This is a genomic window from Saccharospirillum sp. HFRX-2, assembly GCF_043196805.1.
Lineage (GTDB): Bacteria > Pseudomonadota > Gammaproteobacteria > Pseudomonadales > Natronospirillaceae > Saccharospirillum.
The window spans coordinates 237,481-252,712 of the sequence record NZ_JBEBMU010000005.1; the positions used below are offsets into that span (position 1 = coordinate 237,481).

Consider the following 15,232-nt stretch of genomic DNA (forward strand, 5'->3'; position numbering starts at 1 on the left):
CGTCTATGGTTATCATGGGCGATTAAGTTATGCGGCCTGTTTATAAAGTCATGGTGTTAAGGAGTCCGGCGTGGAAGAAACTCTGAACGAGAGCCTCAATACGGTTGTCGATTTGCTCAACCTGGGGCGCGAGAACGCCTGGATTGTTCAGGTATTTGCGATTGTACTGGCAACGCTTGTGGCCAGTTATATCGCTAAGAAAGTCTTTGATCGCCTCGAACAGGGCGCTGCCAAAACCAAGACTTTCTGGGACGATTTGCTGGTCAATTCAGCGCGCAAACCGGTGCGTCTGTTTATCTGGGTTAATGGCTTACTGCTGGCAACGTCGATCGTACGCAGTATTTCCGATGAACCGATTTTCGATATTGTCGATCCGGTACGCGAAGTTTCCTTTATCGTCATCTTCGCCTGGTTTATGACGTCCTTTATCCAGCGCGGCGAAGTCACCGCTCAGGACCCGAACCATGTGCGCAAACCGCTTGACGCCACCACGGCTTCGGCCTTGGGTAAATTGCTGCGTTTGTCGGTGCTGATCACCACCGCTCTGGTGGTATTGCAGGCCTTGGGTTTCAGTGTATCCGGTGTGCTGGCCTTTGGTGGTATTGGTGGCATCGCCGTCGGTTTTGCCGCCAAAGATCTGCTGGCGAATTTCTTTGGTGGCTTGATGGTCTACCTGGATCAGCCGTTTAAGGTGGGGGACTGGATTCGCTCGCCCGATCAGGAAATTGAAGGCACGGTGGAGCATATTGGCTGGCGGCTGACCCGCATTCGAACCTTTGATAAGCGTCCGCTCTACGTGCCCAATGCGACCTTCGTCAGTATTTCGGTGGAGAACCCATCGCGGATGTTGAATCGTCGTATTTTTGAAACCATCGGCGTGCGTTATGCCGATGCCAACAAGGTTGGCGATATTGTTAAAGCGGTGCGTGACATGCTGGAGTCGCACGAAGACATCGACACCAATTCCACCTTGATTGTGAACGTGAATAAGTTTGCCGCTTCATCGATCGACTTCTTTATTTATGCGTTTACCAAGACCACCGACTGGGTGACCTACCACGCCGTCAAACAGAACGTCATGCTGCGCATTATCGATATCATTGACGAGCACGAAGCGGAGATTGCCTTCCCGACGCAGACGGTGCATTTTGCGTCACCGGAAGACGACGAAGGTCGGGCTGCCGCTAAGCGAGTTGATACACCGGATTCGGGCAGGACGACAGCGGGACCCGATGTGGGCGAGGATGCCTGATAAAGAATTGTTCTCTAGCGTTCGGTACTAAAACGACGCTGATAAAAACACAGCCACCCTTAGCGGTGGCTGCTTTTTTTGGAGAGCCAGTATTCGTATTCTTCCTGACCCAGGGCACGGGCTTCGTCTTCGAGCATGACCGGAATGCCATCGCGGATCGGGTAGGCCAGTTTGGCGGCGGTGGAAATCAGTTCGCTTTTTTCCCGATCGACCTGCAAGGGTGCTTTGGTTACCGGGCACACCAGAATATTCAGCAGTTGTTTATCAATCATCATGGTTTGAATCCTCGTTGCGATCGTGCAGTGGTACGCCCGGTACCGGATCAATGCCACCCGGATGTCCCGGATGGCAACGTGCAATGCGTTTTGCCGCCAGCCAACTGCCTTTAATGGCGCCGTGATGTTTCAGTGCGATCAGCGCGTATTCCGAGCAAGTCGGATAAAACCGACAGCGCGGACCGAGCAGCGGACTGATCAGCCAGCGATACAGATACACCAGCGCGATCAGCGGCCACTTCAACATGCTCAGCCTTCGCGCGACCAGCGTGCGCCGTCACGCGTGTCCTGAATGACGATACCGGCAGCGGCGAGTTCATCGCGAATGGCGTCCGCGCGGGCAAAGTCGCGGTTCTTTTTGGCACTTTGGCGCTCGGCGACCAAGGCATCGATGGCGTCGTTGCTGAGGCCGCCCTCATCAGCGCCGCCACCTTGGAACCATTGTTCCGGTGTCTGCTGCAAAATGCCCAGCGTTTCGGCCACGGCAAGTATTTCGCCTTTCAGTCGGGCGCGTTCATCGGCATCGCTGGTTTTGAAAAAGCGATTGCTGGTTTCGTGCAGGGCCGCCAGGGCACGCGGTGTGTTCAGGTCATCGAGCAATGCCTGGAACGCGTCCAGCTTGAGCGGATCTTCGGGCGCTATGGCCTCAATTCTTTCGCTGTCACGCAGCACCGTATAGAGACGGTCCAGCGTTTGACGGGTCTGATGCAACAGTTGTTCAGACCAATTCAGGTTGGAGCGATAGTGCGCTGACAGCAAGGCTAAACGCACCAGTTCGCCGGGCTGGTTGGCCATTAAATCGCGCAGCACAGTAAAGTTGCCGAGCGACTTGGACATCTTCTCGCCATCGACGTCGAGCATGGCGTTGTGCACCCAATAACGCGCATAGCCGGTGCCGTCGGCCGGATGATCGGCAACGCAGCATAAGCCTTGGGCACGTTCGTTTTCGTGATGCGGGAACACCAAATCGCTGCCGCCACCATGAATGTCGATGGTCTCGCCCAGGTGTTTAAAAATCATTGCCGTACATTCGGTGTGCCAGCCCGGCCGACCCCGGCCCCAGGGGCTGTCCCAGCCGGGCAGGTCGTCGGTGGAGGGTTTCCACAACACGAAGTCGAGCGGGTGACGTTTGTAATCGGCCACTTCGACCCGGGCGCCGGCCTGCATGTCGTCCAGTTTGCGATGCGACAAGCGGCCGTAATCGTCGGCGCTGTCGACCGCGAACAGCACATGGCCGTCGCTCACATAGGCGTTATCGCTGGCGATCAGCCGTTCGATGATGTTGATGATTTCGTCGATGGTTTCGGTCGCGCGTGGCTGGATGGTCGGCGTTAAATTACCGAGCGCGTCCATGTCTTGCTGATAGGCATCGATAAAACGCTGGGCGTACTGACCAATATCGACGCCTTCGGCTTTGGCGGCGGCGTTGATTTTGTCATCGACGTCGGTCAGGTTGCGCGCGAAAACCACGGTTGGGTAGAGCCGGCTGAGCAAGCGATAGAGCAGATCGAAAACAGTCGCCGAACGACCGTTACCAACGTGCACGTAGTTATAGACGGTCGGTCCGCAGGCATAGAAGGTTACCCGGTTCGGATCGAGCGGTTGGAAAGCTTCTTTTTGACCGGACAGGGTGTTGTACAGATAAAGCGTCATGCGAGCGTTGGGACCTTGTGAAAATGTCGGGCTGGGAATCGAGGCCGCAGTTTACCATCGCGCACTCAGAGCGTCATGGTCGGTGTTCGGCGATGGCGCCTTTGCGCACCCCTTCAAACGCTTTAACGCGCCACTGTGATTGCGGATGCTCGCGGCCGAGTTCATGGGCCAGGTGCGTGGCGATCAATTCCACGGTGGTGTCGCTGTGCATCGCATAACATTGTTGGCTGCTCAGCCAGACGTCGAAGCGGCCTTGTTCGGCATCGTAGCCGACGTGGGTCAGGTTGGGTTCAGTGCTGTCGAGCTGGTCTTCGGCCGTTACCAGATAGATATCGGAGAAGCGTTGCGCCCAGTCGCGTTCGACCTCGGTATCACGCTGGCCATCGCGCCAGATTTCCAGCCGTGAGCGGTGGCCATGACACAGTCGCTGGCAATCGCCCTGGTGTTTTTTCAGACCGTGAGCGTAGTGATAAAAAGCGCCGTCAATTTGTTCGGTGTGCAGATGCAAATGCACCTTACGCACGTTGGCCGGAACCAGGGTATTGAGGTGGGCTTCTAACGCCGGTCGCGCCGCTTCGATGCTGACGCTCTGGCTGTCGAGCTGGAACACCGCTTCGCGCGGTGCCTGATAGCGAAACTTCAGTTGGCCATTGGCATCGCGATACTCAATATCCAGCCGTTCACCCTCTTGCTCTTCGGTGACCTTCAAACCGGGCAACGCCAAGGGCACCACTAGGGTGTGGTCCAGGCCGCTGTCGAGCGCTGCTTTAAGCAGTTTTTTGACGTGTCCGAAATCGAACAACATGCCTTCGTCGTTCAGTTCGCCTTCCAGCTCGACATCGACAATCCAGCTTTCTCCGACCACACCCCGGTTCGGGTGCAGGTAGCTGAAATCAAGGACGGTGAGATTGTCGACGAACAGACGGGTCATGGGGCTTCCGGAACAGTGGCAGTCAATAACGGGGCGCGAATTCTAGCACTATCGCAGCGCGATCGCTCAATCTTCAATAGGGCCATCGTAACTGAGCGCTTCGACCCAGTATTCGGCTTCACCTGCGGGCGTCTGGACCACGACCTCGTCATCGACGGCTTTGTTCAGCAGGGCGCGTGCCAGTGGTGAGTCGATGCTGATATAGCGCGGATCGACATCGAATTCATCCGGGCCGACGATGCGCATCACTCGCGGCTGGTCATCGGCATCGAGCAATTTTATCCAGGCGCCGAAAAAGATGCGCTCGGGGTTATCCGGCCGGGCAGTGACTACCTTGAGACTTTCTAACCGCTTGCTGAGAAAACGCACCCGGCTATCGATTTCTCGCAGCCGTTTCTTGCCGTAGATGTATTCGGCGTTTTCCGATCGGTCGCCCAATTTGGCCGCGTCCGACACTTCACGCGTCACTTGCGGTCGCTCTACCTTCCACAGTTGCTGCAGCTCGGCGCGCAACCGGGCTTCGCCTTCGGGCGTGATGACGGCGGTAGAGCGGGGGCGAGGTGGGCGATAGCGGCTCATCGATGTCCACGGATCAGTTGGCGAATGACAAAACGGTTGGGGTTCAGATGATTCAGCACGCTCTGGGATATGGGCATCGGCTCGTTGTTCAACCAGCAAGCCAGCGCCTTGGCCGCCAACGGAATGCTGGTCAGGCCTTTGGAGCCGTGCGCAATATTGACCCAGAGTCCCGGGTAGTAAGGCACCGGCGGCTGACGGTCGGTGCGTCTTTTGCGCAGCGCTTCGCCGTAGTCGGTGGCGAGTTTTTCGGGCGCGGCTACCGGGCCCAGTAACGGTAAATAATCGGGCGCCGCACAACGCACCCCGGCGCGTGCTGAAACGATGGCTTCATCGCCCTCAATCAGTTGAGGTAGGCGCTGGTGCAGCGCTGTCAGGTTATCGGCGTCGTCTTCGCTGCGCAGTTCGGCGCGCTTGTCGCGCAGGCGAAAGGTCGCGCCCAGACTGTGGATGCCTTGATCGGCTGGCACTAAATAACGATCGCTGCACAACACCATTTTCAGTGCCGACAAGCGCTCATTAGTGGTAATGCGGCTGACCTGGCCGGCGATCGGTTTTACCGGCAAGTGAGCGGTGGGCGTAAAGTTCGAGGTTTCCCAGGCGGTTGTCAGAATTAACTGCGCAGTCTGGTACTGCGTCTCGCCTTGAGCCGTTTTGCACCCAAGGGTCCAAAGGCCGTCTTGGTGGTTAACGCTTACCACCTGACTGCCGGTTTTTAGCTGAATATTCGGGTGATTCAGGCGGTGCTTAACCAGTTCCGCCGGATTCACCCAGCCGCCGTTACCAAACAGCAGCGCATCCTGATCCAGCGGAACGCCGGCCTGTTTACTGGCCGTCGCTGCATCGATCCATTCGACGAAATCAGCCGGGAAAGGCTGGGACTGTTGAAACTGCTCGAAGCGGGCGGTTTCTTTGGCGCCCTGATTAAGCTGCAGCAAACCGCAGGCGGCGTGAGGCACAGTGTCGGGAAAATGTCGCAAACGCTGCTGCGCCAGCTCCAGCGCCTGGCTGTGAAAGCGGTTGGCGACGGCATCCTGGGCTGACAGGCGCGCATAAACGGCGCCCTGAGCATTACCCGAGGCGCCAGCGGCAACGGTATCGGCCTGTTCCAGAACGGTCACCTGCCAGCCGCGTTGTGCCAGTTCCCAGGCGCTGTGCGCGCCGGCTAAACCGGCACCGACGACGATTGCCCGTCGCGCCTTGCGTGCCGTCTCCGGCCAGGCCCATTCGTTGGTTGGCCATAAGCCGGGTCGTGGCGGACCGCAGCGGCCGATAAAATCAGCCCGCACCATATCGCGTTTGCGGCCAAAGCCGGCGACGCGTTCAACCTGAAAACCAGCGCCGCTTAAGCCGTCACGCACCAGCCGGGCGGCGGTAAAGGTCGCTGCGGTGGTGTCGGCTTTGGACAAACGGTTCATGGCTTCGAACAGCGCCGGCTGCCACAGATCAGGATTCTTGGCCGGCGCGAAACCGTCGAGAAACCAGGCGTCTACGCTGGCATTGAGATCGGTCAGGGTGTCGTTGGCGTCACCGAGCAACAGCAGCAACTCGACATTGTCGGCCAGCTCTACACTGTGGAAGCCTTCGAAACAGCTGGGATAGCGGTCAACCAGAGCCGAACGCAACGCTGACAGCTCTGGCCACGGCGCTAAGGCAGCGTCAATTTGTGCGGCATTCAGGGGGTAGCGTTCGGTGCTGATAAAGGTCAGCCGGGCGGTCGCTGGGGCGACTTGCTGAAATAACTGCCAGGCGGCCAAACAATTCAGTCCAGTGCCAAAACCGGTTTCGCAGATGCAGAAATGGCCGTGATCCGGCAGGGCGGCAAAGCGCTCGGCGAGTCGGTTGTGGTTGAGGAAAACATGGCGGCTTTCGTCCAGACCACCGGCGGCCGAGAAATAGACGTCACCAAAGCGCGCCGAACGCAGCGTGCCATCGGCCGTGGTTTCCAGTAGCGGAGTTTCCATCAGTGTGCTTGGGGCAGATCCAGCAATTGATTAAGCCAGCTTTCGAAATAGGCTTTGGGTAGCACGATATCGCTGAGCGTAAAGCGATTCAGATCTTCCAGCGTATATTGGGTGGCGATATGCAGCTCCCACTGCACCACCACATCGTCGGCGATATCGAGGGCGGTTTCGGGCGTGGTAGGCAGTTGCGGGTCGGCTTCACGATCGAATTCATCGACAAAACGCGCACACCATTCGACGATCTGGAAGTGACTGAAGCGCGACATCGAACCGAGTAAACCCTGGCTCAACAGGTCAGCCAGATTGCCCAGGCTGAAAGCTTTATTGATGGGGGTGTCGGACCAGGCCATGGTGATTTCTTGACAGAGATTTGGCGCCGAGTCTAACACAGCCGGGCGCCACCCCGGCAGCGTGAGATGCTATTTAACGAACAGCTGACGCGGGAAATCGACCAGCATTTCCACCCCGGTTTCGGTGATCAAAATACTCTCGGTGATTTCGATGCCCCAGTCGTCCTGCCAGATACCGGGCATAAAGTGGAAAGTCATGCCTGGCTGCAACACGGTGGTGTCGGTGGCGCGCAGGCTGGAGGTGCGCTCGCCCCAGTCCGGCGGATAGCTGACGCCGACCGGATAACCGCAGCGCGCGCCCTGACGGTCGATGCCGTAGTGCGCCATGGTGGCATCCAGAGCGTTGGCGATATCGCAGGTGCGGTTGCCCGGCTTGGCCTGTTCCAGGCCGGCATCAATGGCTTCCAGCAAGGCTTTTTCGGCGTTGAGAAAACGCGCGCTGGGGCGGCCCATATAGAGGGTGCGTGACATCGGCGCGTGGTATCGCTTGTAGCAACCGGAGATCTCGAAAAAGGTGCCTTCATTGGCGCGGAAGGGTTTTTCATCCCAGGTGATGTGCGAGGCCGACGCCTCTTCGCCCGATGGCAGCAGTGGCACGATGGATGGGTAGTCGCCGCTGTAACCGTCGACGCCGGCAATGGCGGTTTCGTAGATTTGTGAGACCACGTGACTTTTAGGAATGCCGACCCGAGCCACATCCAAAATGCGCTGGTGAATCTTGGCGGTAATGCGCCCGGCGATGCGCATGTATTCGATTTCCTTGGCCGATTTGATGGCCCGGCACCAGTTGACCAAATTGTGGCTGTCGACAAAGCGCGCTTCGGGCATCGCCAGGCGCAAATTACGGTGCGCATCGGCGGTGTAATAGTAGTTGTCCATCTCGGTGGCGATGGTGGCACCATGCCAGTCATTGGCGATAAACAGATGTTCAGCCAGCCAACTCATTGGATGTTTGTCGAGGTTCTGGACGTATTCTTCGGGGTAGCTGGTGAGGTTTTCGCGCTTCATAAAACAGCGCAACAGGGCAGCACTTTCATCCATGCGACGACCGAACCAAATGGGTTCTTCCTGATCGACATGGACCACCACACCCTGGTGTACATAGAAGGACCAGCCGTCGTAGCCGGTGAGCCAGTTCATATTGCCTGGATCGGTAACGATGAGTAGATCGACTTTGCGTGTGCGCATTTCGCGGCGCACTTTCTTAACCCGTTGCAGATACTCTTTCTTGGTAAAGGCGAGTTTCACATGACCTCCGGTGTCTGGCGCAGTGGTCTTGGCAGCGTGGCCTCAGCGATAGGGTCTTAGAATGATCCGGACACCGCCTTGAAGCGGCGCCGGATAAAAGCGGGTGTCAGGCCCAGCTGTCGCGACGCTTGGCGCGGATACGTGGCAGTACAATGCCGAGCACCAGACCGACAAAGATCAGCGCACCGCCGGCCAGCAACATGCTGCTGTCGTTGCTTTCACGAATCTCGGACAGCTGGGATTGCGCCAGGTCCAGATCGTTTTTCAGGCGGGCGTTGTTTTCCGTCAGTTCTTTGTTGCGCTCATCCAAGGCGATGGCGTCGCCGCTGATGGCGGTGATTTCGTTCAGCTCAGTGGCCAGGCGTTCGTTTTCTTCGCGCAGGATTTCCAACTCACCACTGACATCGCCACGGTTGGCGAGCAGCTGACGGTGGCGCTCTTCCAACTCGCTCAATTGCTGTTGCAACTGGTCACGCTCAGCTGCGAGATTGCTCAGGCGCAGGGAGGCTGTCGGTGTGGTCTGAGTATAGCGACGCGGAATCCAGCCCTCGGTGCCTTGTTCGGTGCGGACATTCAGATAACCGTTTTCAGCGGTGTCGCTGAGGGTTTCCATGCGCGTGCCAGAACCAATGGTTTGCAGGACCTGAGCGCTATCGCTGGCAGAGGCGCGCAGGTTTACCCACAGTTCATCGCTAAGCCAGCGGGTTTCGGCCAGGGTTCCAGCGCTGATCGCTGCAGTGGTGATCAGACCGAGAAGAACTTTGGCGGTGGAGAATCGGGTCATGTTACGGCTTCCGTTTGTTAGCTGTCGTTATTTAAGTCAGATGGAAACTCTGGACGTTTATGTTGAGGTTATCGCCGGCAGAGCTTCCCAGGTGTCGGGGTCCACAGAGGTTCCAGAGTGTAAGCAATCCAACACGGCACGCAAGGTATAGATCAAGCCGGAGCGATGGCCGTGTCTGCGTTAGAAAACCCGTTTGAACGGTTTTACGCTGACCTGGGCATAGACACCGGCATCAACATAGGGGTCGGCATCGGCCCAGGCTTTGGCGGCGGCCAGCGATTCGAAATCGGCGATCACCACCGAACCGGTGAAGCCAGCCTCGCCCGGGTCGTCACTTTCAATGGCGGGTGTGGGGCCGGCAACCAGCAGACGGCCTTCGGCCTGCAAGACTTCCAGTCGTGCCAGATGGGCGGGGCGGACACTTTGACGCAAGCGCAGACTGTCGCTGACGTCTTCACTGACAATGGCATACCACATGACAATCAACTCCCTGGGTGATGCGGGACAACAAGGCAGGCATAATACGGGACTCTTTGAAGCGACAGCAACAGGCGTCCGTTTGAATACCAATATCAGTCACCCTTGGGAAATGCATTGCCATAGCCAGGCTTCGGATGGCTTGTTGCCGCCGCAGGCTGTGTACGACCGCGCCAAGGATGCTGGCCTGTCGCACCTGGTATTAACCGATCACGATACTGCCGCCGGTTATCGCGCCTTGTGCGCCGACGGCGAGCTATCTGACGAGCTGCGTTTGTGGCCGGGGGCAGAATTGTCGTCGCTGTGGTTGGGGCGCAACATTCATATCGTCGGCATCGGCATGGATGTCTACAGTGACGCCTGGCTGGCGGTTGAGCAGCGTTATGTGACGGCGCGCGAACAGCGTTTTGAGCGGCTGATGTTTGTGTTGCAGCGCGCTGGTTTAACGATGGATGAAGACGCCATTCGCCTCGAAGCCGCCGGTGCCTTGCCCGGTCGTCCGCATGTGGCGCGCTATCTGGTCAGCAGTGGTCAGGCCAAAGACAGCGCTCAGGCATTCAAACGCTGGCTGGGCACCGGCAAGGTCGGCGATGTCAAACAGGGTTGGCCGCCACTGGAGCAAGCCATAGCGGATATTCGTGACAGCGGCGGCAAGGCAGTGTTGGCGCATCCTCATCGTTACAAGCTCACCTGGCGCAAACTGGATCAACTGCTGGAAGACTTTCAGCAAGCCGGGGGCGAAGCCGTGGAAGTCTGCTGTCCGGCGATGCCCGCGCCGATGCGCGAGCGGTTGGTCACTAGCTGCTGTGAGCGCGATTTGCTGATCGGCGGCGGCAGCGATTTTCATCAGCCCGATACGCCCTGGGCGCGGCTCGGTTGGTATCCGCAGTGGCCGTCTCAGGGCAAGCGGCTGGTGGATGCTTTGCTGGGCTAAACCCGCGCCGCTGCAATGCTTTTCCAAGCAGGTGTCGCAGTGCTAAAGTGGCGCCACTTACTCAGGTCCTTGGCGGGAGCCAATACAGTATGAGCCAGTTTTTCTCGATTCATCCGGAAACACCTCAACCTCGTTTGATCAAACAAGCCGTCGAGATTTTGCGCAATGGTGGGGTCATTGCCTATCCGACCGACAGCGCCTATGCCTTGGGCTGCTGCCTGGAAAACAAACAGGCCATTGATCGTATCCGCCGTATTCGGCAGGTGGATGACAACCATCGCTTTACCCTGGTGTGTCGCGACCTCTCGGAACTGTCGAATTTTGCCAAGGTCGACAACGTCGCCTATCGGCTGATCAAGAATAATACCCCCGGCCCGCTGACCTTTATTTTATCAGCGACGCGTGAAGTGCCTCGGCGTTTGATGCACCCCAAGCGACGCACCATCGGTTTGCGTGTGCTGGCCAACCCCATTGCTCAGGCTTTGCTGGCTGAATTGGGCGAGGCGATGATCAGCACCTCGTTGATTTTGCCAGGTGATGACGCGCCGCAAAGCGACCCGGAAGACATCCGTGACCGCTTGCAGCATGACCTGGATCTGGTGATCGATGGCGGCTTCTGCGGTCTGGAAGAATCATCCATTGTCAGTCTGTTGGATGAAGTGCCGGAAGTGCTGCGCGAAGGCGCTGGCGATGTCACACCCTTTGCGCAATAACAAGCACGGAGAGCGCAGTGAGCGAAACGCCTGACGATCAGCCGGTTGATCAGCCGACCGACGCGGCTTCGGAAAACACCGAAGCTGAAGCGACGGTCACCGAAAACACCGTCCAGCCCTTGTTTGAGCCGAGCGAAACGCCGGTGATGACCGATGCCGTCAGCGCCAAAGAAAGAGCGTTGGAGCGGCTGCGCGAACGTGCTCGTCTGGAACAGACGGAGATGCCCTTTGCGGTGATCGAAGGCGAGGCGATGACGCAGATTCCGATGGATCTGTACATTCCGCCCGACGCGCTGGAAGTCTTTCTCGATGCCTTCGAAGGCCCGCTCGATTTACTGCTCTATCTGATCAAAAAACAGAACCTCGATATTCTCAATATCAACGTCTTCCAGATCACCGAACAGTACATGCAGTACGTTGAACTGATGCATGCCCTGCAGCTGGAATTGGCCGCCGAATATCTGGTGATGGCGTCGATGCTGGCGGAAATCAAAAGCCGGATGTTGCTGCCGCGGGTGTCAGCCGAGGACGAGGACGAGGAAGACGATCCGCGCGCTGAGTTGATTCGTCGGCTGCAGGAATACGAGCAGTTCAAAACCGCCGCCGAAACGATGGATGAGCTGCCGCGTGTCGGACGCGATATCTACACCACTGCGGAGCACCAGCCGGATTATCAACGACCCAAGCTGCATCCGGATGTCGATATGCGCGAGATACTACTGGCGCTGAAAGATGTGATGGCGCGCGCGGACATGTTTGAAGAACACGAAATTCAACGTGAAACGCTGTCGACGCGCCAGCGCATGGGCGAAGTTTTGGAGCGTTTATCCGACGGCGCCTTTGTGCCTTTTATTACGCTTTTTGACGCCAACGAAGGTCGTCTCGGTGTGGTGGTGACCTTCCTGGCGGTGATGGAATTGTGCAAGGAATCTTTAATCGATCTGATTCAGAACGAGGCGTTCGCGCCCATTCATGTAAAGGCTCGTGGTGAATGACGGAACCTAATAACCCAGAAGATAAAAAACTCGACGACGACTCCGTGCCGGACGAGGTTGAAACAACGCCCGATGCGCAATCGACGCCAGCCGAGAATGAATCCGAAGCGAGCGCTGAAACAACTGAGGTTGCCAGCGCAGCAGCCGATGACGATGCCGTGCCGGAAGCCGATCCGGCGGCGCATGACGATCCGGATCTGGGGGACGGCAGCGAAGCGGACGAAGAAGACGCCGACCCACCGGCGGAAGAAGTCGGTGATCCCTACGGTGGTCACGCTCCGGACGATGTTAAACACATTCTCGAAGCCGGTCTGTTTGCCGCGGGCACTGCCTTGTCGGTCGCTCAGCTGGGGGCACTCTTTGGTGATTATGAGCGGCCGCACCGGCGCATCATTCGCAGCCTGGTGGCCGAGTTGATCGCCAAATACAGTGGCGGCGGCCTGGAGTTGGTGGAGGTCGCCAGCGGCTGGCGCTTCCAGACCCGTTCTGACCTCGGTGTCTGGGTCAGCCGGTTATGGGAAGAGAAACCCCAGCGCTACACCCGAGCCTTGCTGGAAACCCTGGCGTTGATCGCCTATCGCCAACCGATTACCCGTGGCGAAATCGAAGACGTACGCGGCGTTTCGGTCAGCTCCAGCATCATTAAGACGTTACAGGAACGCGAATGGGTGCGCGTGGTTGGTCATCGCGATGTGCCCGGTCGGCCGGCGATGTACGCCACCACGCGTCAGTTTCTTGATCATTTTGGCCTGACCAGTCTCGACCAATTGCCGAGCCTGGGTGAAATCCGCGACCTGGATGATCTGGCGCCGGAACTGGCCTTGAATGATGACTCCGACAACGCCGGTTCGGTCGACAGCCAGGCCGAGATCAGCTTCAGTTCGATGGTTGATCGGCTGCGTGAAGACGAACGCAGCGGTAAAACCGGTAACGACTACATCGATGAAAAGCTCGACGACGAGCTGTCGGAAATGGATGCGGTCAACGATGCCATTGAGCAGGCCTTTGAAGCCCAGCGCGCTGGCCATGAACATCCGGATTTGGATTTAACCGACAGCGACGACGAAGATGAATCGATGTCGTCTGGCGAAGCTCAGGAAGCTTTTGAAACAGACGACAATACAGTAACAGCAACCACCGACGACGGCTCCGAACCTTTAAGCGAAGCCGACCACCTGCGCATCATTGAAGAAAAATTGGCGCAACAACAAGCGCTGTTGGACGCTCGGGAGAACGACCAGCAGGGTGGAGAGGAAGACAATGAGCAGTGAACGAATACAGAAAGTCCTGGCCAAAGCCGGTAAAGGCTCGCGTCGTGATATGGAGCGCGCCATCGAAGAAGGCCGGGTGCGCGTCAACGGCGAGTTGGTCAAGCTGGGTGACAAAGTTGGCTCAGACGACAAGCTTGAGCTCGACGGCAAGGTCGTCAAAATCGAAGAGCAACGCGTCCGTCGGGTACTGATCTACAACAAGCCGGAAGGTGAAGTCTGCACCCGGCGCGACCCGGAAGGCCGACCAACGGTTTTCGATCGGCTGCCGCACTTGCCCGGTGAACGCTGGATTGTTGTTGGTCGTCTGGATTTGAATACGTCCGGTCTGTTGCTGTTCACCAACGACGGCGAACTGGCCAACCGCCTGATGCATCCATCGGGTTTGATCGACCGTGAGTATGCGGTGCGCGTCCTGGGTGAGGTGACTCAGGAGCAGGTCGAAACCATGCACGCCGGTGTCGAGCTGGAAGACGGCCCGGCGCGCTTTACCGACATTCAAGAGTTCGGCGGTCGCGGTGCCAATGTCTGGTATCACGTGGTGATTATGGAAGGCCGTAACCGCGAAGTGCGTCGCTTGTGGGAAAGCCAGGGTTTGAAGGTGTCACGCCTGAAACGGGTGCGTTATGGCTCGGTGTTTCTCGATGCCGATGTGCGCGCCGGCACCTGGAAGGAAATGCCCAAGGCGGAAATCGATAAGCTTGCCAAACGTGTGGATCTGCCGTCGGCGCCCTGGAAATCGGTGGTTACCAATAAGCACGACCCGAACAAGCGCCGTATGGAAAACCAGAAGACGCGTCGTTCGGTAAAACCCAAAGCCTCAGCGTCCAAACCTGCACGGTCTAAATCTGACGCGCCCAAACCCAAAGGGCGAGCGCGCCGCGACCGCGATTAAAGTGCTTGGGCGGTGGTGGTCTGCGGGTGGTCAGTTGCCACCCGGTTACGCCCGGCTTGTTTCGCCTGATAAAGCGCGCGGTCGGCGCGGTCGACCAGTTCCGGCCAGTCTGATTCATCATCGAAATGGGCGACGCCGACACTGATCGTCACCGGCGTGTTGGGCGCCGGTGAACGCGTCTGTTCGCTGATGGTGTGACGCAAACGTTCGGCCACCATCCGCGCCAGCGGCAGGTTGGAATCGGTCAGCATGATGAGAAACTCTTCCCCGCCAAAACGGAAGCAGGCATCGCAACCGCGAATGGTGGTGTCGATCAATTGCGCGACCTGGCGCAGCACATCGTCACCGGCCAGATGGCCGTAGCGGTCATTGATGTCTTTGAAGTTATCGATGTCGACCATCAGGATGCTCATGTCCTGATCGTGGCGACGCATGCGGTCCATCTCGCGATTCAGGGTCACCGCCATGGCGCCGCGATTGTTCAAGCCGGTGAGCGGATCAATCATCGCCGTCGCCAGCGCTTTGCGGTAGAGCAGGGCGTTGCGCATCGGATAGACCAGTACGTCCATGACCGATTCCAGCAACTGCATTTCTTTTTCCTGCAGGCGTTTATTGCGCGAAAACCCGAGCCGGCCGAACTGTTCGTCGTTCAGGCTCAGTTCGTAGTTGCAGCGATGCCGCCCGGTTTCACCGAAGTCCAGCACCAGACCGACGCTGTCGGCCACATAGTGACAGCCATCCAGCGTCACCAGATGCTGCAGTTCATTGAAGAAGGTGCGCAGAATCTGTTCGAGGTCGAGCGTCGCCTGCAGTTGCTTCATCAAGTTCAGCCGAAATTCTTTGAGCTGATCTAGCGTCGGGCTGCTCTCTGGAACGGCATGGGCGGACCGGGAACGGTTTGTGCCGGTCTGCTGTGT

At 57.9% G+C, this 15,232-nt stretch carries 17 protein-coding genes; 6 read left to right on the plus strand and 11 right to left on the minus strand.

Annotated features, from left to right (window positions below; genetic code table 11):
* Positions 1 to 70 precede the first annotated feature (70 nt).
* Complete coding sequence (locus ABMA60_RS12665; RefSeq protein ID WP_392803616.1) at positions 71 to 1,252, plus strand: mechanosensitive ion channel family protein; 1,182 nt, start codon at positions 71 to 73, stop codon at positions 1,250 to 1,252.
* Positions 1,253 to 1,311: 59 nt separating this feature from the next.
* Here ABMA60_RS12665 and ABMA60_RS12670 read toward each other — a convergent pair whose 3' ends face one another.
* The 10 genes from ABMA60_RS12670 to ABMA60_RS12715 form a co-directional block, all read right to left on the minus strand.
* The gene (locus ABMA60_RS12670) at positions 1,312 to 1,521 is read right to left on the minus strand and encodes a Trm112 family protein (protein WP_108165970.1); all 210 of its coding nucleotides are present in this window, start codon (positions 1,519 to 1,521) and stop codon (positions 1,312 to 1,314) included.
* Positions 1,517 to 1,774, minus strand: coding sequence for a membrane protein insertion efficiency factor YidD (yidD, locus tag ABMA60_RS12675; protein ID WP_392803618.1), 258 nt, complete (start codon positions 1,772 to 1,774; stop codon positions 1,517 to 1,519). The genes ABMA60_RS12670 and yidD overlap by 5 nt, the downstream gene beginning before the upstream one ends.
* Positions 1,775 to 1,776: 2 nt before the next feature.
* Positions 1,777 to 3,180 carry a cysteine--tRNA ligase gene (gene cysS, locus ABMA60_RS12680; RefSeq protein ID WP_392803620.1) on the minus strand — a complete coding sequence of 468 codons (1,404 nt, stop codon included), beginning with the start codon at positions 3,178 to 3,180 and terminating at the stop codon, positions 1,777 to 1,779.
* A gap of 73 nt (positions 3,181 to 3,253) precedes the next feature.
* On the minus strand, positions 3,254 to 4,111 hold the full coding sequence (locus ABMA60_RS12685) for a 6-pyruvoyl tetrahydropterin synthase family protein (RefSeq protein ID WP_392803622.1): 858 nt from the start codon (positions 4,109 to 4,111) through the stop codon (positions 3,254 to 3,256).
* Positions 4,112 to 4,177: 66 nt separating this feature from the next.
* Complete coding sequence (greB, locus tag ABMA60_RS12690) at positions 4,178 to 4,690, minus strand: transcription elongation factor GreB (protein ID WP_392803624.1); 513 nt, start codon at positions 4,688 to 4,690, stop codon at positions 4,178 to 4,180.
* A complete protein-coding gene (gene mnmC / locus ABMA60_RS12695) occupies positions 4,687 to 6,651 on the minus strand; it encodes a bifunctional tRNA (5-methylaminomethyl-2-thiouridine)(34)-methyltransferase MnmD/FAD-dependent 5-carboxymethylaminomethyl-2-thiouridine(34) oxidoreductase MnmC (RefSeq protein ID WP_392803626.1) in 1,965 nt (654 codons plus the stop codon). Before mnmC ends, greB begins: the two co-directional genes overlap by 4 nt.
* Positions 6,651 to 7,001, minus strand: coding sequence for a hypothetical protein (locus tag ABMA60_RS12700; protein ID WP_392803628.1), 351 nt, complete (start codon positions 6,999 to 7,001; stop codon positions 6,651 to 6,653). Before ABMA60_RS12700 ends, mnmC begins: the two co-directional genes overlap by 1 nt.
* Before the next feature lie 69 nt (positions 7,002 to 7,070).
* Positions 7,071 to 8,249 (minus strand): M24 family metallopeptidase, encoded by a 1,179-nt coding sequence (locus ABMA60_RS12705; protein WP_392803630.1) that lies wholly within the window; start codon positions 8,247 to 8,249, stop codon positions 7,071 to 7,073.
* Between the two features lie 106 nt (positions 8,250 to 8,355).
* Complete coding sequence (locus tag ABMA60_RS12710; protein WP_392803632.1) at positions 8,356 to 9,033, minus strand: TIGR04211 family SH3 domain-containing protein; 678 nt, start codon at positions 9,031 to 9,033, stop codon at positions 8,356 to 8,358.
* A gap of 180 nt (positions 9,034 to 9,213) precedes the next feature.
* Positions 9,214 to 9,510, minus strand: coding sequence for a YciI family protein (locus ABMA60_RS12715; RefSeq protein WP_392803634.1), 297 nt, complete (start codon positions 9,508 to 9,510; stop codon positions 9,214 to 9,216).
* An 82-nt stretch (positions 9,511 to 9,592) separates the two neighbouring features.
* On the opposite strand from ABMA60_RS12715, the gene ABMA60_RS12720 reads away from it, so the two are divergent.
* The 5 genes from ABMA60_RS12720 (at position 9,593) to rluB (ending at position 14,315) form a co-directional block, all read left to right on the plus strand.
* Complete coding sequence (locus ABMA60_RS12720) at positions 9,593 to 10,444, plus strand: phosphatase (protein ID WP_392803636.1); 852 nt, start codon at positions 9,593 to 9,595, stop codon at positions 10,442 to 10,444.
* 89 nt (positions 10,445 to 10,533) lie between these two features.
* Entirely contained in the window at positions 10,534 to 11,157 is a 624-nt protein-coding gene (locus ABMA60_RS12725; protein WP_392803638.1) for an L-threonylcarbamoyladenylate synthase, read from the plus strand.
* A 17-nt stretch (positions 11,158 to 11,174) separates the two neighbouring features.
* Positions 11,175 to 12,152, plus strand: a complete 978-nt coding sequence (locus ABMA60_RS12730) for a segregation and condensation protein A (RefSeq protein ID WP_392803640.1) — start codon at positions 11,175 to 11,177, stop codon at positions 12,150 to 12,152.
* Positions 12,149 to 13,423 (plus strand): SMC-Scp complex subunit ScpB, encoded by a 1,275-nt coding sequence (scpB, locus tag ABMA60_RS12735; RefSeq protein WP_392803642.1) that lies wholly within the window; start codon positions 12,149 to 12,151, stop codon positions 13,421 to 13,423. Before ABMA60_RS12730 ends, scpB begins: the two co-directional genes overlap by 4 nt.
* Positions 13,413 to 14,315: a 23S rRNA pseudouridine(2605) synthase RluB gene (rluB, locus tag ABMA60_RS12740; protein ID WP_392803644.1), complete on the plus strand. Its 903-nt coding sequence runs from the start codon at positions 13,413 to 13,415 to the stop codon at positions 14,313 to 14,315. The genes scpB and rluB overlap by 11 nt, the downstream gene beginning before the upstream one ends.
* On the opposite strand, the gene ABMA60_RS12745 is transcribed toward rluB, so the two are convergent.
* A complete protein-coding gene (locus ABMA60_RS12745; RefSeq protein WP_392803646.1) occupies positions 14,312 to 15,136 on the minus strand; it encodes a GGDEF domain-containing protein in 825 nt (274 codons plus the stop codon). The genes rluB and ABMA60_RS12745 overlap by 4 nt on opposite strands.
* Between the last annotated feature and the right edge of the window lie 96 nt (positions 15,137 to 15,232).

Coding starts and splice junctions, on each gene's coding strand:
- ABMA60_RS12715 (WP_392803634.1), bottom strand. CDS start 9,510: ATGTGGTATGCCATTGTCAGTGAAGACGTCAGCGACAGTCTGCGCTTG.
- ABMA60_RS12685 (WP_392803622.1), bottom strand. CDS start 4,111: ATGACCCGTCTGTTCGTCGACAATCTCACCGTCCTTGATTTCAGCTAC.
- ABMA60_RS12710 (WP_392803632.1), bottom strand. CDS start 9,033: ATGACCCGATTCTCCACCGCCAAAGTTCTTCTCGGTCTGATCACCACT.
- greB (WP_392803624.1), bottom strand. CDS start 4,690: ATGAGCCGCTATCGCCCACCTCGCCCCCGCTCTACCGCCGTCATCACG.
- ABMA60_RS12725 (WP_392803638.1), top strand. CDS start 10,534: ATGAGCCAGTTTTTCTCGATTCATCCGGAAACACCTCAACCTCGTTTG.
- rluB (WP_392803644.1), top strand. CDS start 13,413: ATGAGCAGTGAACGAATACAGAAAGTCCTGGCCAAAGCCGGTAAAGGC.
- cysS (WP_392803620.1), bottom strand. CDS start 3,180: ATGACGCTTTATCTGTACAACACCCTGTCCGGTCAAAAAGAAGCTTTC.
- ABMA60_RS12745 (WP_392803646.1), bottom strand. CDS start 15,136: ATGAAGCAACTGCAGGCGACGCTCGACCTCGAACAGATTCTGCGCACC.
- mnmC (WP_392803626.1), bottom strand. CDS start 6,651: ATGGAAACTCCGCTACTGGAAACCACGGCCGATGGCACGCTGCGTTCG.
- scpB (WP_392803642.1), top strand. CDS start 12,149: ATGACGGAACCTAATAACCCAGAAGATAAAAAACTCGACGACGACTCC.
- yidD (WP_392803618.1), bottom strand. CDS start 1,774: ATGTTGAAGTGGCCGCTGATCGCGCTGGTGTATCTGTATCGCTGGCTG.
- ABMA60_RS12700 (WP_392803628.1), bottom strand. CDS start 7,001: ATGGCCTGGTCCGACACCCCCATCAATAAAGCTTTCAGCCTGGGCAAT.